Raw genomic sequence first — 16,769 nt, 5'->3', positions numbered from 1 at the left:
GGATAAAAAAGAAAAAGAAATAAAAGAGAAAGAAATTGAAGAAAAACGCGGGACATTTAAACTTGGCGACCTTTATAAGATGCATACTTACAGAGAGGCAATTTTAAGGAAAGAAGATAAGAAAAAACCCCTATGGGTGATTGCCCTATATCCCGGCACCAAAGTAGCACTCTATTCAGAATCATTAACAAGCATAGAATTGGATGTGAAGGATGTCAAAAATGATAAAATTATAGAAAAAGATTTTTTCAGTTCAGGCGGTGTGGGTGCATTACCTTTTACTCCGTCACTTCTGGATGACGAAAAATATAAATCCTGGCTCAATAATTTATTTGATTTACTATTGGAGGTAGAAAATGTGTAGGCTTTTTGGGCTGATTGCAAATAAAGAGGTGGATATAAGATTTTCTATGCTGGAGGCGAGGAATAAATTTAAAGAACAGGGCAGGACAAATTACCACGGATGGGGGATTGGCTGGTATGAAAAAGGAAGGGCTAAAATAGAAAAATATGGCGAGAGTGCCTTTGAATCAGAGAGATTTGACGCCTTAGTAAAGGAATTGGTGTCAAGGATTTTTATTGCCCATGTGCGGCTTGCCTCAAGTGGAAGTAGGGCTGATAAGAACGCCCATCCATTTTTATATAAGAATTGGCTCTTTGCCCATAATGGCACTATAAACTGCGATAAGATGCTACGGAAGTTATTGATAGAACCTTATAGCAAAAACTTCACAAGCGAACCGATTGACTCGGAAATCTATTTCCGATTTATCATTCAAAATATAGAAAAAGAAGGGGATATAATACAGGGTATAAAAAATGCAGTTAAGATTGTAGTTCCCGGTGCCTCTGGGGCAAATTTTATTCTTTCTGATGGCGAAAGTATTTACGGATTCAAGTATGGAAAAGAATTGTACTTTCTATCCCGCGACTCTAATTCTTTATCTTCCACTTCAAAAGAGACCGGTGCCTTGATAGAATCTAAAAGACTATCGGATGAAAAGGCGGTCATCATCGCTTCAGAAAAACTTACCGATGAAAGATGGCAGGAAGTGAAGGAGGGAGAATTGATCATTGTGAATTCTGAACTTGAGATAAGAAGAGAAGTATTATTATAACCGGGAGGGAGAATGGCAAATTATGATAAGTGGCTGCAAGATGTAGTGGAGGCGGCGGAAGAGGTATTGAGAAACCTGCCGCCTATTGAATTGGACGAAAAGGTATATGAAGAGGCTTTATGCCATGAGATGCGTATTCGAGGGATTCCGTATGAACGACAGAGGAATTTTGAACTACTTTATAAGGGATACAAAATTGGGACAGGGAGAGTCGATTTTATAATCAATCCCTACTGGGCAACTAAAAAAGAGGAGAATGTTTTAGAAATTAAAAGTGTAAAGAAAATAGAAAAAAAGCATATCAAGCAGGCGAAGGTATATATGAATTCGCTTGGGATAAATAAAGGTGCAGTTATGGGTATTCACTACAAGGTTGGTGTGCAGGTAGAACCATTAGAGTTGTCAACAGTAAAAGGGGAGAGGCTGGTTCAGGAATTTATCCGATACTAAGTTGTATTGTCAACACACCGATACTAAAATTAGTATAGAAAAGATTGTAAATTCTTTTTATTAGACGATGAGAGGGCAAATTACCCTCTCATCGTCTTTAGCCTTTTAACGTCCTTTGTGGCTCTCTATAATTTGAGAATATCGTTTATATTATTTATAAGTTCCTTAATCTCTTCGAGCGTTAAATCCCCCATATGGGCAATGCGGAATGTTTTTTCCTTTAGGTCGCCATAACCATTGGAAATCTGAAACCCTCGTTTCCCCAATTCGCTATTAAGATCCGCAACAGAGATTTTTCGGACATTGTCTACGCAAGTAAGTGTAACCGATTCGTAACCAGGTTCGGGGAATAACGCGAAGTATTTTTTTGCCCATTCACGAACATAATTTGCCATCTCTAAATGCCGTTTGTAGCGATTTTCCATACCTTCTGCCAGGATTTTATCCATCTGTTTATCCATTGCATACATTAAGGTGACTGCGGGAGTGGTGGGCGTCTGACGGTCTTTTTCATATCTCTTTAACATCGCATCAAAATCAAAATAATAACCGCGGTCCGGAATAGTTCGAGTGCGTTCTAATGCTCGTTGAGAAACAGTACAGACTGCAAGACCAGGAGGGAGGGCAAAGCATTTCTGACTGCTGGTCAAACAAACATCTATGCCAAGTTTATCAATCTCAATCTTATCACCCATCAATGAACTCACGGTATCAACAAGGAAAAAGGTATCAGGATATTTTTTCATCACTTCGGCAATCTCTTCAATTGGTGCACGCACACCTGTTGATGATTCATTATGGACCAATGTAACTGCATCGTATTTTTTCTTTTTTAGTTTGTCTTCGATCATTTCCGGTTTGATTGCCTTACCCCAATCAACGCGGATCTCATCCGCATTTTTACCGCATGCCTTGGCAATCTTAAACCATCTATCACTAAAGGCTCCATTGACACAACAAAGGACATCTTTATAAACGCAATTTCGTATTGCACCTTCCATAATACCTGTTCCCGAAGAAGTAAAAACAATCACATGGTTCTGGGTATTCAGTGCTTTTTTAATCTTATTTACAATCCCTTCATAGAGCGTGCTGAATTCCTTGGACCGATGGCCTATCATTGGTCTTGCTTGAGCTTGTAAGATATCTTCCCGGACTTCAGTTGGTCCAGGAATGAAGAGTTTTTTGTGCATTTTTGACCTCCCTTTAATATTGGCTCTCCAACTTTAGAGACTTTTTATAATTTTCACCCATACTTCCCTTGTTCTGGGTCCATCAAATTCGCAGAAAAAAATTCCCTGCCAAGTGCCGAAGGCAAGTTTACCATCTTCAATGAATAATGTCCGTGATGAACCGACTATCGCTGCCTTTATGTGGGCATCAGCATTACCCTCAGTATGAGAATAATTTCCGCGATAGGGAATGAGTTTTTCAAGCGCATTTGTTATATCTTCCTGGACTGATGGATCATAATTTTCATTTATAGCTATTGCTGCAGTTGTATGCGGACAGAAAATATGGATTACCCCATCTTTAATTTTATTCTTCTCAATAATCTTTTTAACCTCGTTGGTTATATCAACAAGTTCATTTCTATTTTTTGTTGAGATCTTGATTTTTTCAATCACATCTCTATTATAACAATTTTAACAAAAAAGTCAATATTAGCCATCTAAATTAGCGCTATATTTTCCCAGAAAATCAAATCATTTATGTCTGATAATATATATTATGTAAACTTAAGAATGTAAATTTTAGAATATAATATTTTCAGTGCTCTCCCCCGTAAGTCTTATGTTGTTGGATTTACATATTAACTGGTTTAAGGTTTTAAAAGAAAATTGCTCTGATTTAGACGATTATCTTATTTAAGTTTTGACCAACTTTGTATTGTTTATGATTGATTTTTTTATTTTAATATGTATAATTTTAAATGCTGGGGACAATAACAAATACTATTCTCGTGATTATAGGCAGCACTATCGGCTTGTTCGTAAAAAAAGGTATACCTGAAAACATTAAGAATATAATTTTAACAGGACTCGGCATTTTTACATGCGCCTTAGGACTAAAAATGGGGATTCAGATGGAAAAGCCTATCGCAATTATTATCAGCCTTGTATCAGGCGGTATTATAGGAGAACTTATAGATATTGAAGCTTTTATTGAACAAATTGGAGAAAAGATTAAGAAAATAAAAACTTTTTCAGAATCGAAAAATTTTGCTCAAGGTTTTGTAACTGCGAGTATTTTGTTTTCAGTAGGTCCGATGACAATCCTTGGTTGTATCCAGGATGGTCTTTCGCATAAACCAGAATTATTGATTACCAAATCAATTATGGATTGCATATCCGCGATTATCCTTACATCTACTTTGGGCATTGGTGTTTTGTTCTCTGCGGTCGTTGTTTTACTATTTCAAGGTTCAATAACTATTCTTGCTTCCCAGCTTAATTTTCTTGGCACACCATACTTTTTGAATGATTTTACAGGAATCGGGGGTATCCTCGTATTTGCCATTGGGATAAGGCTCCTTGGGTTGAAAGATATTAAAGTAGGGAATTTCCTGCCAGCCCTGGTGATAATTATTTTATTTAAATTATTTATTAAAATTTAAAGCCTTCTCCCCTTTCTCTTAGAATTTTTACATATTTTTTGAAAAAAATTTCAGGTTGTTGTTTTAGATTAAAATTTAGTTTTCAAAATCCATTTTTCTGAAGGAATTGGTTTAACAGTTAATGATTTTAAAACTATTCCCATATAAGTTTCCACCTCAGGGATAAATACCCATTCGCTCGCAGTATTTTTATTATATATTATTTTATAAAGAACTTGGAATCGGTTTGTGTCAGTTAATTGCGGATACCAGCGCGGGAATATTGCAAGATAATCGGGTTTATTTTCCATAACATAAACATAAGCACCCAATTTATTATCACCATATTTTTTAAAGTAAGCAATTATTTTTGGCTCAACAAGCCCACAGAGGTCAATTATCCTTCTATCAGAAAAATATTTAATTGCACCAATATCGTTTACCGCAACTATTGCATCGGGTGGAATATTTTCCTTAATCCATTTGCCGGTCTTTACCTGTATTTCATTTATGCTTTTAACATTTGAGGCAGAAAATTTAATCATAAAGACCTGGGCAAAAATAGTGTTATACAAAGCGATAGCAACTATTACAAAGATAATTATTTTTATTGCGGTCTTTGATAACCTTTTTATTGTTTGAAAAAGCCAGTAAAAACCCCATACCGCAATTAATGCCCCAATGGCAACCTGGTTGGCAATATACCGACCCCCGTGAAAATCAGCACTGATAAATGGCGATATGAGACCAATCAGTGGCGCATAGAAAAAAGCAACTAATACAGGCATTAAACTCAATGATTGGTCGTTCGGACTTTTGAATTTTCTGTAAATAATAATAAAAGCACCCATAAACAAACCATACACAAAGAGAGGATTTGCTTTGAAAAGATGCGCAATACTCTGGCCAAAATAGGCAGGTGCCATTTTTAAAAAAAGCCATTTAAGATGCAAAAGGTTCATTGTCGAAAGTGCTACAAATATGCTATTCTGTTGTGCCTTTGCTCTGAATGTATTTGGAAAGATTGAACCTGAAAGCGAGTAATTAAAAATAAAATAAGGCAATAAAGTAGCAACAAATAAGCATGTTGCAATGATTAAAAATGATAACCTTCGTTTTGTTATCCAACGCGGAATATTATCAAGGAAATAAAAAATCAATAATAAAGCACATTCCGGCCTCGCATATACCGCCAATCCAATAAGCACTGGGATTAAATACATTAATTTTGTTTTTCTCTGAAGACACATTTCGTAATTTAAATAGATTACTACTATAGTGAGCAATACATAGAGTGGGATCTCCAGTCCGGATACTGCACCCCAGTTTAGGTGTGTCGTAGTGCCTGCAGCGAGCGCTGAAAAAAATGCTGCATTATTATTACTTGTAATTCGGAATGATAAGAAATAGATAAAGATCAAGGTAATTATAAAGAGTAAAACTCCTAAAATTTTTACCATTAAAATACGCAAGGTTATGTTCTTTGTAATCCAGTGTATCGGAACGAGTAAAATCGTCCAGAGCGGGGCTGTTGAACCTGCTACTGGCTCTTTAGCATTATAACTGAATCCATAGCCTTCTGCTACATTTTTTGCAAACTGCATATGTATCCAAGGGTCATCAATAGGAAAGCCGAGGCCAGCATATTTTCCCTCAAAAACAATATATATAATTTGCAAAAATATTACAATTGCTATTACGATCGAAATTCTTAGAATGCCACTTTGGGTTATTTTTTGTCGGCCATCAAAGGGCATGCTCAAAATTTCTTGTTTTGACCAGGACGCTGTCTTTTCATTTATTTTTATATATCATATTTCTTTTCTGTTTTATCCTCTCAAATGTTGCTATGTGGTCAAGTTCTTTGCCTTTTTCAATGGTAAACTTTGTAAAATGCCAGAAACTGGCGCCAGAAATAAGTAATATCGGAATTGTAACTGCTTTCTCATCCCAGTCTGTCTTCGGGGCTAAATCAAACCAGGGCTTAGTTAATAAAAGTATTTCAGCGAGTATCAAAGAACCACCAATAACGATGCCAAGCATACCAAAGCCAACAGTATATTGCCCACGGAATTCTCTATCGACTTCATTCTTTGTTATAGGAATGCCATTGTCATCGAATGCAACAATATCGTTTAAGGTATTGAATAAAACATTCTTTTCCCAATCCTTCCAATAAAGCGTTTTACTTGCGATTGCGCCACCCGCAATACCGATTCCCATGCCAGTATAATATTTTGTGTGATTTATAGAGTATGAGTAGTATTCGTATGGGATCATACAGCTGTATTCCTGCCATCCACAAGGGATATATCCTATTTCCTTATAAATACTCCGACCCACGAGTGCGCCGATATATGCACCAGTTGCTCCGGTGCCAGTCATACAGCATACGCTATTAAAGAGCACATTTGACAAAGCAGTCTTTTTAGCGCGCGCAAGGTTCCTTGGCGAGATGATAGGCCAGTCAATTTCATAATTTTTTAGGAATTCTTTTCTAAAATTCAAATCGCCATTAATTCTTTGAAAATTTTTTTGATAAAATTTTAAACCGTCAAAAACTTCCTTGCTGATATATATAGTAGAATCAATCGTGTCACCTTTTACGATGTAAGAAAACACAACTTGGATCGAATCATCAACGGTATAAAATTTCGCATAAACAAAACTATCTACATCAGTAAATAATCGATAAAATTCTGCCTCTCCCCTATTTATTGCATAAATAGTGTCTTGCAGTTGAATCAGGACTAAAAGAAATAATGAAATCAATGTTATCATTAAAAAAATTATATAAAAATATTGCAGAGTGTCAATGTACAAATGTTCTAACTTATCATTAATCCCATCTTTCCCCCTTCTCTTAATTACCACCAATTACCAATTTTTTTCTCGCATTTTAATTACAAATTTTTCCAGTATATTGCATATTCCATCAATAAAGTCGTCTTTTATCCAGTAAATCTTCTCCTTGCCTTTCGTCTCATACCGCACAATATCAATATTCCTTAAAGTTCTTAAAGTAACAGAAGCGAGCGCTTCTGAAATACCCATTTCTTTAGCAATCTCACCTGGTGTCATTTTTCTACCCAATAACAATTTCACAATCTGATAAGCTGTCGGATTTCCCAAAACCCTGCAGACCCTTGACGCCCTATACTCAGTCTCCGGCATCTTCTTTCTCATACTACATTATACACAATACTATAAATCAGTCAATCCTTTAAATAATTAAACAATTAAACAATTGTTTAATTGTTCAATTGATTAAGTATTGAATTGTCAGGGATATCAATGGATTAATTTTAATCCATCTAATATACGCGATATTTTACTCTGTCTGATATTTCTCCGTTGGTAGTTATTCCAGTCGCTTCAAGTTCGTAAAGTCCTGGTTTGGGTTGCCAAAGGAATGTGACTTCCCTTTCACTTTTTTCGCATAAAATATTACCATTCAATTTCAAGATAACCTTTTTAATGCTCGTATCTCCATAAACTTTTATTGAAATTGCTTGATTCCTGTACGGAATTTGGGGGTCAAGTTTGAATATATCACCATCATTCGGATGGATGATTTTTAATACTTTATTTTCTGATCGGATTGCGGTTTTAAGCATAATAAATTCTTTTTTATTGGCACAAAAATCACAGCTGTCTTTTGGCTCGGTTCCTGCAATAAATATCTCTTCTATCAACGGACATTCTTTTTTTGGAATCAAACCAGTTCTTGCACAGACTTTTAATGAAATAACAGATTTTGGTCTTTCAAATTCTTTTGGATATTCATTCCGGTGCAATTCAATCATAATATCTCTGAATAATGGTGCCGCACCTGAAATACCTGATACACCATTCATTGGTGAGCCATCAAAATTTCCAACCCAGACACCAACCGTATATTTATCAGTAAAACCTACACACCAGTTATCTTTGAAATTCTTTGTTGTTCCTGTTTTAACTGCACAGGGAAATGGTAAATTCAAGGGCGAATCATCACCAAATGCTTTAATGCGGCTTGAATTATCTGATAAAACATCGGTTATAATGAAAGCGGCTTCTTCGGAAAAAACCCTCTCCCCCATTTGGGTTTTCATTTGACCTTTTATGAATTGATATTGGCGCCAAATGCCGCGGTTAGCAATAGCTCGATAAGCGTTGGTTAGTTCGAGGAGTCTTACCTCGGCTGAACCCAGGGAAAGCGAAAGTCCATAGAATTCAGGTTGTTTAAAAATAGTCGTAAAATGAAGTTTGGAGAGAAAACTATAGAAATTTGTTACCCCTAACCTATTGAGGATATATACGGCAGGAATATTAAAAGATGAACCAAGCGCTTCCCGAGCCCGAACATATCTATGGTATTTATTACCAAAATTTCGTGGTGCAAAGACAGTGCCATCGGAAAGTTTGAACTCGGTTATGGTATCATTCATTAAATAACTCATTGGTAAGCCTTGGGTTAATGCCAGAAGGTAAAGAAACGGTTTTAGAGCCGAACCTGGTTGTCTTAAAGCCACACACCCATTTACCTGTCCGTCCTTTTCAGCAAAGTAATCCTTGGATCCTACCATACTTAAAATTTCTCCGGTCCGAGTATCCAAAACTACCACTGCCCCTTGATTTACATTATATTTTCTTAATGCAGAAATTGAAGTAAATAATAGTTTTTCGATATATTCCTGCAACTTTATATCAAGTGTTGAAGTAATAATTGAATATGTATTCTCTGTTAAGTTGTTCAATAAAAAATCCACAAAGTGTGGTGCCCGAAAAATTATTCTATTTCGGTTTATGCTAATTGGTTCGTTCAACGCACATAGAAAATCGGTAGAATCAATCAAATTGAAAATCAACATTTTTCTCAGTATTTTATTCTTCTCCTCAATTAGCAAATTAATTTTTTTTGGCGAGCTCCAGATAGTTGGAGTCTGGGGAAGCAATGCGAGAAAACAGGCTTCATTAAGTGATAAATCACGTGCTGACTTGTTGAAATAAAATTGCGCGGCTGCTTCAACCCCATAGGTTTGGTAACCGTATGGAGCACGATTAAGATATATCTCAAGAATTTCATCCTTTCGTAAATAGAGTTCAAGTTTTAAGGCATAAAGTATTTCTATTATCTTGTTGGTTATTGTTCGGCGTTTATTGTTCAATACCATCTTAGCAACTTGCATCGTGATTGTCGAACCTCCTGAACAAATTTTTTTCTTTTTTATATTTTCAATGAGCGCCCGCACCAGTGCGCTGAGATCGATTCCGTTGTGCATTAAAAATCTTTTATCTTCTTTAATTATAGTCGCTTTAGTCAAGTATGGAGAGATTTCTTTTAGATCTTTCCAAATACTTGTTTTATAATCGCGGGAAAGAACATTTCTTAACAGGGCTCCATTACGGTCGGTTATCACTATTGAGTTTGTCCTCACATATATCATATTTCTATCAGGTGGGATTAAAATAAATACTGTAATGGAGAGAAAAAGGAATCCCAGACTGTAACTTACCAATTTACTCATCAATTAATTTTAATCTATTTCGCTAAAAAATTCAATAAGCAATTTAAAGGTCTTTTTTGTTATTGCTTATTCTATCTTTCTTCCCTTATTGAACCAACAAGTTCCTCAATAAGGTCGTAAATAGTGATGATGCCCACCGCATTTTTTTGCGCGTCTTGGACCACAGCAAGATGCTCATTTTTTTCCTTCATTTTTAAAAAAACCTGCATACATTTATCGTTTTCGTTAACAAAAAAAGGAGATTTTATTTCGAGCTGTTCGGTGAAAAAGTAATCTTTGGTGTTGATAATACCAATGATTTCACCAGTTACCGGGTCCAGCACCGGGATAACACGAAAAATCCGACTTGATTCCATACAGAATTTTTTAAAATCTTCGTCTTTTTTACAGACAAACGCGATATTTATAGGCCGCATAATCTCAAAAACTTTGCGATGGGTAAAGTCAAACAAGCGTGCGGTAAGTAAACTGGTGTCCTTTTCATATTCGCTTACGGCGAAGACGATATCCCGGCGGCGAATCAACTCTGTAGGAGTGGGGATTTTAAAAATTGTTGCCAGGCTTTCGCTAACCCGAGCAAGCAAAAAAATTATCGGCGATAGCAAAACCCCAAAAAAGGCAATCACCCGTGCCGTGAGTGCCAGTGTTTGCTCCGGATAATTCAAGGCAATAGATTTAGGAATCAGTTGCCCAAAGATTAATGAAAAAAAGGATAAAAGTATTGTTGATAAAACCACATAATTTTCCCCGAAATTCTTAAGGAAATACAGAGCAAATAAATTGGAAGCAATAACGATTAAAAAATCTTCGCAAACAAGGATCGTAGAAAAAAATTCAGCTGTTTTTCTCAGAAAATCGCTAACCAATATCGCCCAGTACTTCTTCTCTCTGGCATAGGTAAAGAGTTTTGTCTTATCCACACATAAAAATGCGGTCTCAGTTGCAGTAAATATACCTATCGATAGCACCAAAGCTAATGCGCTAAATACCAGAATCATATTTCGGGAAGAGTGCCGAATAGATATTTAAGAATGTCATTTAGTGTCACAATACCAACAAATTTTCCATTTTCATCATTGATAACCGCAAAATGAATACCCTTCTTTCTGAAGTCAATCAATAGTTCATCAATCGGTTCTGTCTTGGGAATAACAAAAGGACTACGCATGCAGAGAGTCACTTTTTCTTGACCCGTAAATTCTTTCAAAATTAGATCCTTGGCGTATAAAACCCCTATCACCTCGTTAGGTTCGCTACTTTTATATACACAAATCCGTGAATGTCTTGTTTTTTTCATCAGTTCCATTGCCTCGATAACAGATTGCTGCTCTCTTACCCCGATAACCTTATCGGCAGGAATCATAATTTCATGGACCAATGTTTTTCCAAATTTTAATATGCGGTAAGTAAGTTGCACTTCTACCTCTTCAAGAATATTCTGGGCTTTAGCCTCTGTCAGCATTTTCTTGATATCTTCTTCTGAAATATTAAAACCTTTCGGCGTCGGGGTCAAAGTGCGAAGGATATTGCTGAAAAGCGTGGCTAAAGGAAAAGTAAGTTTATTGAGAATCTCAACAATAAAACTTAGCCGCAGTGCCAAGTATTCTGCATTATTAAGAAAAACTGTTTTGGGCGTTATTTCCCCCAGTAAGAGTAGAAGAAAGGTCATAAGGAATATTTCAAAGGGATAGAAGAAGACAGGGGCTAAATTCAGTTTTAAAAGAATGTGAGTTATGATTACGGTTGCTAACGAGGAGGCACCAATATTAACAAGATCATTCATAAAAAGCAAGGTGAAAAGTGTGTTAAATGGTTCATTTTTTAAATGGGAAAGACTGTGTGCCCCCTTGATATTCTCAAAAAGCAAGCTTTTCACACGAAATTTGCTTAAAGAAAATATTGCCGCCTCCATACCAGAGAAAAAAGCACTACAAGCTAACAGAAGGATAATCAATAGATAATGGTGGATCATAGGTTATTTTTTTCCAATGCAAAAAATGCATTAAGATAATCAAGGCATTTCTTTTCCATCAATTCATTATCTTTTTTGGTTTTGTGGTCATAACCTAAAATATGTAGTAAACCATGGGCAAGATAATAGTATAAATCGAATAGTTCTCGGGTTTGCGCCCTTGAGATATACACCTCGCCAAGTTCGCCGAGATTGAAAGAGATCACATTGGTTGTTCGGTTGCGCCCAAAAAACTCTCTGTTTAGACGGCGCAGGTAAGAACCATCAGCGATAATGATATTGATTGAGGTGATAGATTTGTTACCTTCTTTTTTGAAAATATAATTTACTAATTTCCTCAATCTCTTCCTATCGGGTATATGTGTGTGGGTTTGATTATAAATATTTATCTTTAACTTCGGAAGTTTCATATTCAATCCGCGGATGGAATATACCAAGCAGAATGGGTAAAAATGCAGTCTTGATATGCTCTAAATCTACACGACTTATCGGGCACTCATCAAGTTGTCCCTCATTGAACTTTTTATCAAAACTTTCTTTTAGAATCTTTTGTAATTTACTCACCGTGATATTCCTTTCGGCACGAGCCGCTGCTTCCACCGAGTCTGCAAGCATTACTAATGCTGCCTCTCGAGTTTGAGGTTTGGGCCCCGGATAATTAAAGATTTCTTCTTCAACTTTTTCGGTAGAAGAAAGGGCTTTTCGGTAAAAACTTTCAATTCGCGAGGTGCCATGGTGTTCGCAAATTATTGAAAGAATATTTTTAGGAAGTTTCATACTCCGTCCCATTTCATAACCATCCTTAACATGAGAGATTATCACCAAAGCACTCATCTGGGGTTTTAAATTGTCATGAGGGTTTTTCTGACCGATTTGGTTTTCAATGAAATATTCTGGTTTTTTTAGTTTTCCAATATCGTGATAATAAGCACCCACGCGTGCTAGAACTGGATCCGCCCCGATTGCACGGGCTCCTGCTTCCGCCAGATTGCCTACAATAACTGAATGATGATAAGTCCCCGGTGCATTGATTGACATTTCTTTGAAGATCGGCAGATTGAGATTTCCCAGTTCTAATAAGGTGAAATCGGTGGTAAAATCAAAGAGTTGTTCAAAAATTGGTAAAAATACTACTAATATCACCAAAGAACCGAAGCCATTTAAAATACCTATCCCTAAATTGATAACATTGATACCGGAATGGAGAAAATAATTGTCAATAAAGAAGACAGCTAAGCCATTAGCAAGACTCAAGTACAAAGCAGGGCGATATAATAGATAACGACTCTTTAGCGCAGGGATGGAGAAAGCAGCAGCGATGCCACTCACCAGCGGGTAAATAAAAGCGGGCAATGAACCGTATATTACTCCCGGTATTGAACTAAGAACAAGGGATGCAAAAAACCCAGTATAAAAGTTGAAGTAAAATGTGAATAAAGCAACGAAAAAGGCGATGGGTAATCCGTAGATAAGATGCATTTCATAAAGGAATTTGCTTAGCGCGATGTAAATGACCAAGAGAAGTGCTAAAAAGTAAAAATTCTTTCCTGTAAAAAAACTCTGATTTGTAAGTTGATTATAATAAATAAATAGCAGACATAAACCCACCAAGAATATGTTGCGAAATAATAAAGTCTTTATTGTTTCTTTCGTCCCTGCCGTCTTATAGGTTTTCTCAAGGGCAGCAAGTTTTTCCAAAGCAGCACGATCTACTTTTTTATGCTTTTCGACAATCATTTCTCCTTTCAAGACTTCGCCTTTTGTTTTTTTGATGTTCGCGTAAACTTCCTCAATCCTTTTTTCCGTTTCCCCCTCGTTATATATTATATTAGGCTTCACGAAAAATTTCACAAGTTGTTTATATTCATTGGGTGCTCTATAGGCAAGGATACTCTCAGCCTCGGTGACCGAGTAGATTTCATCAAACGAAATCAATGCTTCCTTATCCCCTCTAATAACAATCAAGATTTTATGGGGCAGCGTCTTTTCAGCAATGATACCTTTAGAAAGGTAAAAACTAAGTTCTTTTAAAAGTTTTGTAAGAAGATATTTGTGATTATTGGTTAATAGGTATCGGATTAATTCCCTGGGCATACCGTATTCTTTCTGGAGTAAATAAACAATAGTATCATAGGGATAATTTTTGATTGAATCAATCATTTTCTCTAATCCCCAAAGCGTACTTTCCAAATTTTTGAGAACTTGCGGTTGATATTCGTAAACTGGTGGCAGGCGTTGGGCAATTGCATTTTTTTCCGCAAGTAATTCCTCTTCGCTTTTGGGAATTGTAAAATTATAGGGGGCAATTATGTCTTCAGTTGCTACCTCCCCCTCTTTAAGGTTGTATCGTTTTGTGCCCATTGAAGGTAAAAAGATGATGTTGAAATAGAGAAACAAGCTGGCGTAAAGCAGAGACCTATAGGGTATTCTTATTTTCATAAGCCCTAATTATCTCTTGCACTAACTTATGACGCACCACATCCCGTTCATCAAGATAGATAAATTTAATACCTTCAATATGGGTGAGAAGGCGTTGAATTTCGACCAAACCCGAAAGCACATTAGGGGGCAAATCAATTTGTGTTATATCGCCGGTGACTACAACTTTTGACCGCCAGCCCATTCGGGTTAAAAACATCTTCATCTGCATCCCAGTAGTATTTTGGGCTTCATCAAGAATAATGAATGAATCATTTAAAGTACGTCCCCGCATATAGGCAAGGGGCGCGACCTCTATTACTTTCATATCCAGGTATTTACGAATGCGGTCATAAGGTAAAAAGTCATTCAGAGCATCAAATAAGGGTCGCAGGTATGGGTCTACCTTCTCTTCAATCGCACCCGGAAGATAACCCAACGATTCACCTGCTTCTACGGCGGGTCGAGTGAGGATAATTCTTTCCACTTTTTTTTCCATAAGATAAGCTACAGCCTTTGCTACACCCAAGTAGGTTTTACCGGTGCCTGCCGGACCGATACTAATAACAATGTCGTAATCGTCTATTGCTTTGAGATACATTTCCTGCCCTGGACTCCGGGCTTGCACAGTCCGTTTGGGGGTGATAATTGCATTTGGCTCAGTGTGTGTCGATTCTGGTTTAATCTTTGCGGGTTCGAATGGTTTCGGGTAAGATTTGAGAACCTCCTGGATAAATGCGCGTGCCTTTTTAACTTTCTCGTTAGGTCCCTTTAAATAAATCGTTTCGTTGCGAAATACGACAATAATACCAAATTCCCCTTGTACGTAGCGTAATAATTCATCCTGCATCCCCACTATGTAGGTGGGGTCATAGCCAGTTAACGAAATCGATACTTTCAATCAGGACTTCCTATTGGTGGTTAAGGATTGTCACTAAGGAGAGAAAGCGTTAGCTTCCTCCTCTTCATCATCATTCATGGGGGATAGTAAGAACCTGTTTCGGGTATATTAGATCTTTGTCTTTAATCTTATCCTTGTTTGCCTCATATATTTCCGGCCAGCGTTTGGCATCTGAATATATTGAAAGATATGAGGCAATGAGCCAAAGACAATCTCCAGGTAATACAGTGTAGGAATCAAGGGTGGGTATTAACAAAATCCACCCCGGATAGATCAGGTTGGGGTTTTTGATTTTATCTTTGTTGGCTTCATAAATCAGAGGCCATTTCTTTCCATCCGCATAGACATTTCGCATGCTCGCAATTTTAGAAAGCCAATCACCTTCAACAACTTTGTACCTTCCGTACTGACATTTTTTCCAAGTATCTTTAAGTTCCGCAAGCTTATCCTGAAGTTCGGTTTTCTTTGTTTCCAGAGTATTGATTTCTAATTTAAGATTGGCGATCTCTGACTCCAAGGTTGCAATTTGCGTCTCAATCTCCTGGAGTTGTTGTTTAACCTTTTGTAATTCTGTCTGTGCTTGGGCTTCAGTTAATTTATCCTGACCAAAAACAATATTAACGGCGATTAATAATCCGCCAATAAGCAATATTTTAAATCTTTTCATTTCGGCCTCCTACTTTTTGCAGCGCTGATTGATTTTATTCTCAAGTGCATTCACTTCAGCCGAAAGATTGGCTAACTCTTGTTCCAATTCCGCTTTGTAAGAAAGTAATTTTGCCTTTTCGCTTTCGAGGTCTGAAAATTTTGCTTCTGCCGCTTGTAGCGCCCGACGAGCCTCATTTAACGCATTCATTGTTTCCTGCTTCGCCCATTTAGAACCACATCCTATCAGAACAAGGAACAGGAGACAAATGCTTAGGATTTTGTTCATAAAAAACCTCCTTTTTCATCGCCATAAAAATTATATATAGTCCCCTAAAAAAGTCAAGAACCAACTGCAAACGTAAAGGGACCTTGTTATCACTGTAAGAAAGAACTTGAAAAAATACCTGAAATAATAGGCCTCCCGGCTGATATTAAAGAGTTAATAAAACTTAATATAGGGAGGCCTTATGGAAATAAATAGATTAATCGTTGTTTTTAAAAAAAATCAAGGAGTAAATTGTCTGAATCCTCTCCACATTTTTATAAAATGTTTTATTTAGTGACAATAAAAACTATGGGTAAAATTGGCAAGGGCATCCAATAATTTCAGTGTCGGACAAGGTTTTGATTGATGCCCTTTCGTAGGGCAAGGCTTTCGCATCGCATAAATAAAAAGTTAGTCGGGTGGAAACCGGTAAAATGGTAGGCGCAGGCTTTAGCCTGCGGATAAATGTTTTTAAATCCCAGGGTATTTCGCACCCTGAAGGGTGCGGCTACCGCTAATAATTTAGCGCATAAAAATGATTTGACAAAATTGGAGAAGACTCAGGTAAATTGCACTCTTGAGATATCTAAGAATGTGAGAGTGCAAAATTGCAGGATAGATAGATATAGTCCTCAGGTAGTGAAGAAAAGTTTAAGAAGCTGCGGCTTGAAAAAATCCTTAAAAATGCGCATTCGAATCCGCCATAGGTGTGGAAATATTTGCCTGTCCTTTGAAAGGCGTTTATAATGCATTTAATAAAGCGATAGAGCCATTTTTAAAAATCATCCTGGAGGTGCAAAAATGGTTAGCTTAGAATACAGCCAACTTTTAAAGTTACACCCCTTATTAGCCCATCAGAAGATCGTAGATTGTTATTTTTATCAAGCCAAT

At 36.8% G+C, this 16,769-nt stretch carries 17 protein-coding genes; 4 read left to right on the top strand and 13 right to left on the bottom strand.

What is annotated here, in order from left to right:
- The 3 genes from ABIL39_10525 to ABIL39_10515 all read left to right on the top strand — a co-directional run.
- Positions 1 to 364: nuclease domain-containing protein (locus ABIL39_10525; protein ID MEO0166556.1), on the top strand; the 364-nt coding region annotated here is incomplete at its 5' end.
- Positions 357 to 1,118, top strand: a complete 762-nt coding sequence (locus ABIL39_10520; GenBank protein ID MEO0166555.1) for a class II glutamine amidotransferase — start codon at positions 357 to 359, stop codon at positions 1,116 to 1,118. The genes ABIL39_10525 and ABIL39_10520, both read left to right, overlap by 8 nt.
- Positions 1,119 to 1,130: 12 nt before the next feature.
- Complete coding sequence (locus ABIL39_10515) at positions 1,131 to 1,568, top strand: GxxExxY protein (protein MEO0166554.1); 438 nt, start codon at positions 1,131 to 1,133, stop codon at positions 1,566 to 1,568.
- A gap of 125 nt (positions 1,569 to 1,693) precedes the next feature.
- On the opposite strand, the gene ABIL39_10510 is transcribed toward ABIL39_10515, so the two are convergent.
- Both ABIL39_10510 and ABIL39_10505 read right to left on the bottom strand, forming a co-directional pair.
- Complete coding sequence (locus tag ABIL39_10510; GenBank protein ID MEO0166553.1) at positions 1,694 to 2,761, bottom strand: alanine--glyoxylate aminotransferase family protein; 1,068 nt, start codon at positions 2,759 to 2,761, stop codon at positions 1,694 to 1,696.
- A gap of 33 nt (positions 2,762 to 2,794) precedes the next feature.
- Positions 2,795 to 3,196 carry a secondary thiamine-phosphate synthase enzyme YjbQ gene (locus ABIL39_10505; protein ID MEO0166552.1) on the bottom strand — a complete coding sequence of 134 codons (402 nt, stop codon included), beginning with the start codon at positions 3,194 to 3,196 and terminating at the stop codon, positions 2,795 to 2,797.
- Between the two features lie 305 nt (positions 3,197 to 3,501).
- On the opposite strand from ABIL39_10505, the gene ABIL39_10500 reads away from it, so the two are divergent.
- Positions 3,502 to 4,185, top strand: coding sequence for a DUF554 domain-containing protein (locus ABIL39_10500; protein MEO0166551.1), 684 nt, complete (start codon positions 3,502 to 3,504; stop codon positions 4,183 to 4,185).
- Positions 4,186 to 4,253: 68 nt separating this feature from the next.
- Here ABIL39_10500 and ABIL39_10495 read toward each other — a convergent pair whose 3' ends face one another.
- The 11 genes from ABIL39_10495 to ABIL39_10445 form a co-directional block, all read right to left on the bottom strand.
- Complete coding sequence (locus ABIL39_10495; protein ID MEO0166550.1) at positions 4,254 to 5,768, bottom strand: hypothetical protein; 1,515 nt, start codon at positions 5,766 to 5,768, stop codon at positions 4,254 to 4,256.
- A 190-nt stretch (positions 5,769 to 5,958) separates the two neighbouring features.
- Positions 5,959 to 6,945: a hypothetical protein gene (locus tag ABIL39_10490; GenBank protein MEO0166549.1), complete on the bottom strand. Its 987-nt coding sequence runs from the start codon at positions 6,943 to 6,945 to the stop codon at positions 5,959 to 5,961.
- A 96-nt stretch (positions 6,946 to 7,041) separates the two neighbouring features.
- A complete protein-coding gene (locus ABIL39_10485) occupies positions 7,042 to 7,350 on the bottom strand; it encodes a metalloregulator ArsR/SmtB family transcription factor (protein ID MEO0166548.1) in 309 nt (102 codons plus the stop codon).
- A 128-nt stretch (positions 7,351 to 7,478) separates the two neighbouring features.
- Positions 7,479 to 9,674 carry a penicillin-binding protein 1C gene (pbpC, locus tag ABIL39_10480; protein ID MEO0166547.1) on the bottom strand — a complete coding sequence of 732 codons (2,196 nt, stop codon included), beginning with the start codon at positions 9,672 to 9,674 and terminating at the stop codon, positions 7,479 to 7,481.
- Positions 9,675 to 9,745: 71 nt separating this feature from the next.
- Complete coding sequence (locus ABIL39_10475) at positions 9,746 to 10,642, bottom strand: CNNM domain-containing protein (protein ID MEO0166546.1); 897 nt, start codon at positions 10,640 to 10,642, stop codon at positions 9,746 to 9,748.
- Between the two features lie 26 nt (positions 10,643 to 10,668).
- Positions 10,669 to 11,646, bottom strand: coding sequence for a hemolysin family protein (locus tag ABIL39_10470; protein ID MEO0166545.1), 978 nt, complete (start codon positions 11,644 to 11,646; stop codon positions 10,669 to 10,671).
- Entirely contained in the window at positions 11,643 to 12,056 is a 414-nt protein-coding gene (locus ABIL39_10465; GenBank protein MEO0166544.1) for an rRNA maturation RNAse YbeY, read from the bottom strand. The genes ABIL39_10470 and ABIL39_10465 overlap by 4 nt, the downstream gene beginning before the upstream one ends.
- Positions 12,022 to 14,085, bottom strand: a complete 2,064-nt coding sequence (locus ABIL39_10460) for an HDIG domain-containing metalloprotein (protein MEO0166543.1) — start codon at positions 14,083 to 14,085, stop codon at positions 12,022 to 12,024. The genes ABIL39_10465 and ABIL39_10460 overlap by 35 nt, the downstream gene beginning before the upstream one ends.
- Complete coding sequence (locus ABIL39_10455; protein MEO0166542.1) at positions 14,063 to 14,965, bottom strand: PhoH family protein; 903 nt, start codon at positions 14,963 to 14,965, stop codon at positions 14,063 to 14,065. The genes ABIL39_10460 and ABIL39_10455 overlap by 23 nt, the downstream gene beginning before the upstream one ends.
- A 70-nt stretch (positions 14,966 to 15,035) precedes the next feature.
- Positions 15,036 to 15,632: a LysM peptidoglycan-binding domain-containing protein gene (locus tag ABIL39_10450; GenBank protein ID MEO0166541.1), complete on the bottom strand. Its 597-nt coding sequence runs from the start codon at positions 15,630 to 15,632 to the stop codon at positions 15,036 to 15,038.
- Between the two features lie 9 nt (positions 15,633 to 15,641).
- Entirely contained in the window at positions 15,642 to 15,899 is a 258-nt protein-coding gene (locus tag ABIL39_10445) for a hypothetical protein (protein ID MEO0166540.1), read from the bottom strand.
- Positions 15,900 to 16,769: the final 870 nt, after the last annotated feature.

The organism is candidate division WOR-3 bacterium, assembly GCA_039802205.1.
Classification (GTDB): Bacteria; Hydrothermota; Tepidihabitantia; order SM23-42; family JAOAFX01; genus JAOAFX01.
Note: the sequence above shows the minus strand (reverse complement) of the source record. Positions and strands in the feature narration are given on the sequence as shown.

Coding starts and splice junctions, on each gene's coding strand:
- ABIL39_10520 (MEO0166555.1), top strand. CDS start 357: ATGTGTAGGCTTTTTGGGCTGATTGCAAATAAAGAGGTGGATATAAGA.
- ABIL39_10515 (MEO0166554.1), top strand. CDS start 1,131: ATGGCAAATTATGATAAGTGGCTGCAAGATGTAGTGGAGGCGGCGGAA.
- ABIL39_10510 (MEO0166553.1), bottom strand. CDS start 2,761: ATGCACAAAAAACTCTTCATTCCTGGACCAACTGAAGTCCGGGAAGAT.
- ABIL39_10500 (MEO0166551.1), top strand. CDS start 3,502: ATGCTGGGGACAATAACAAATACTATTCTCGTGATTATAGGCAGCACT.
- ABIL39_10495 (MEO0166550.1), bottom strand. CDS start 5,768: ATGCAGTTTGCAAAAAATGTAGCAGAAGGCTATGGATTCAGTTATAAT.
- ABIL39_10490 (MEO0166549.1), bottom strand. CDS start 6,945: ATGATAACATTGATTTCATTATTTCTTTTAGTCCTGATTCAACTGCAA.
- ABIL39_10485 (MEO0166548.1), bottom strand. CDS start 7,350: ATGAGAAAGAAGATGCCGGAGACTGAGTATAGGGCGTCAAGGGTCTGC.
- pbpC (MEO0166547.1), bottom strand. CDS start 9,674: ATGAGTAAATTGGTAAGTTACAGTCTGGGATTCCTTTTTCTCTCCATT.
- ABIL39_10470 (MEO0166545.1), bottom strand. CDS start 11,646: ATGATCCACCATTATCTATTGATTATCCTTCTGTTAGCTTGTAGTGCT.
- ABIL39_10465 (MEO0166544.1), bottom strand. CDS start 12,056: ATGAAACTTCCGAAGTTAAAGATAAATATTTATAATCAAACCCACACA.
- ABIL39_10460 (MEO0166543.1), bottom strand. CDS start 14,085: ATGAAAATAAGAATACCCTATAGGTCTCTGCTTTACGCCAGCTTGTTT.
- ABIL39_10450 (MEO0166541.1), bottom strand. CDS start 15,632: ATGAAAAGATTTAAAATATTGCTTATTGGCGGATTATTAATCGCCGTT.
- ABIL39_10445 (MEO0166540.1), bottom strand. CDS start 15,899: ATGAACAAAATCCTAAGCATTTGTCTCCTGTTCCTTGTTCTGATAGGA.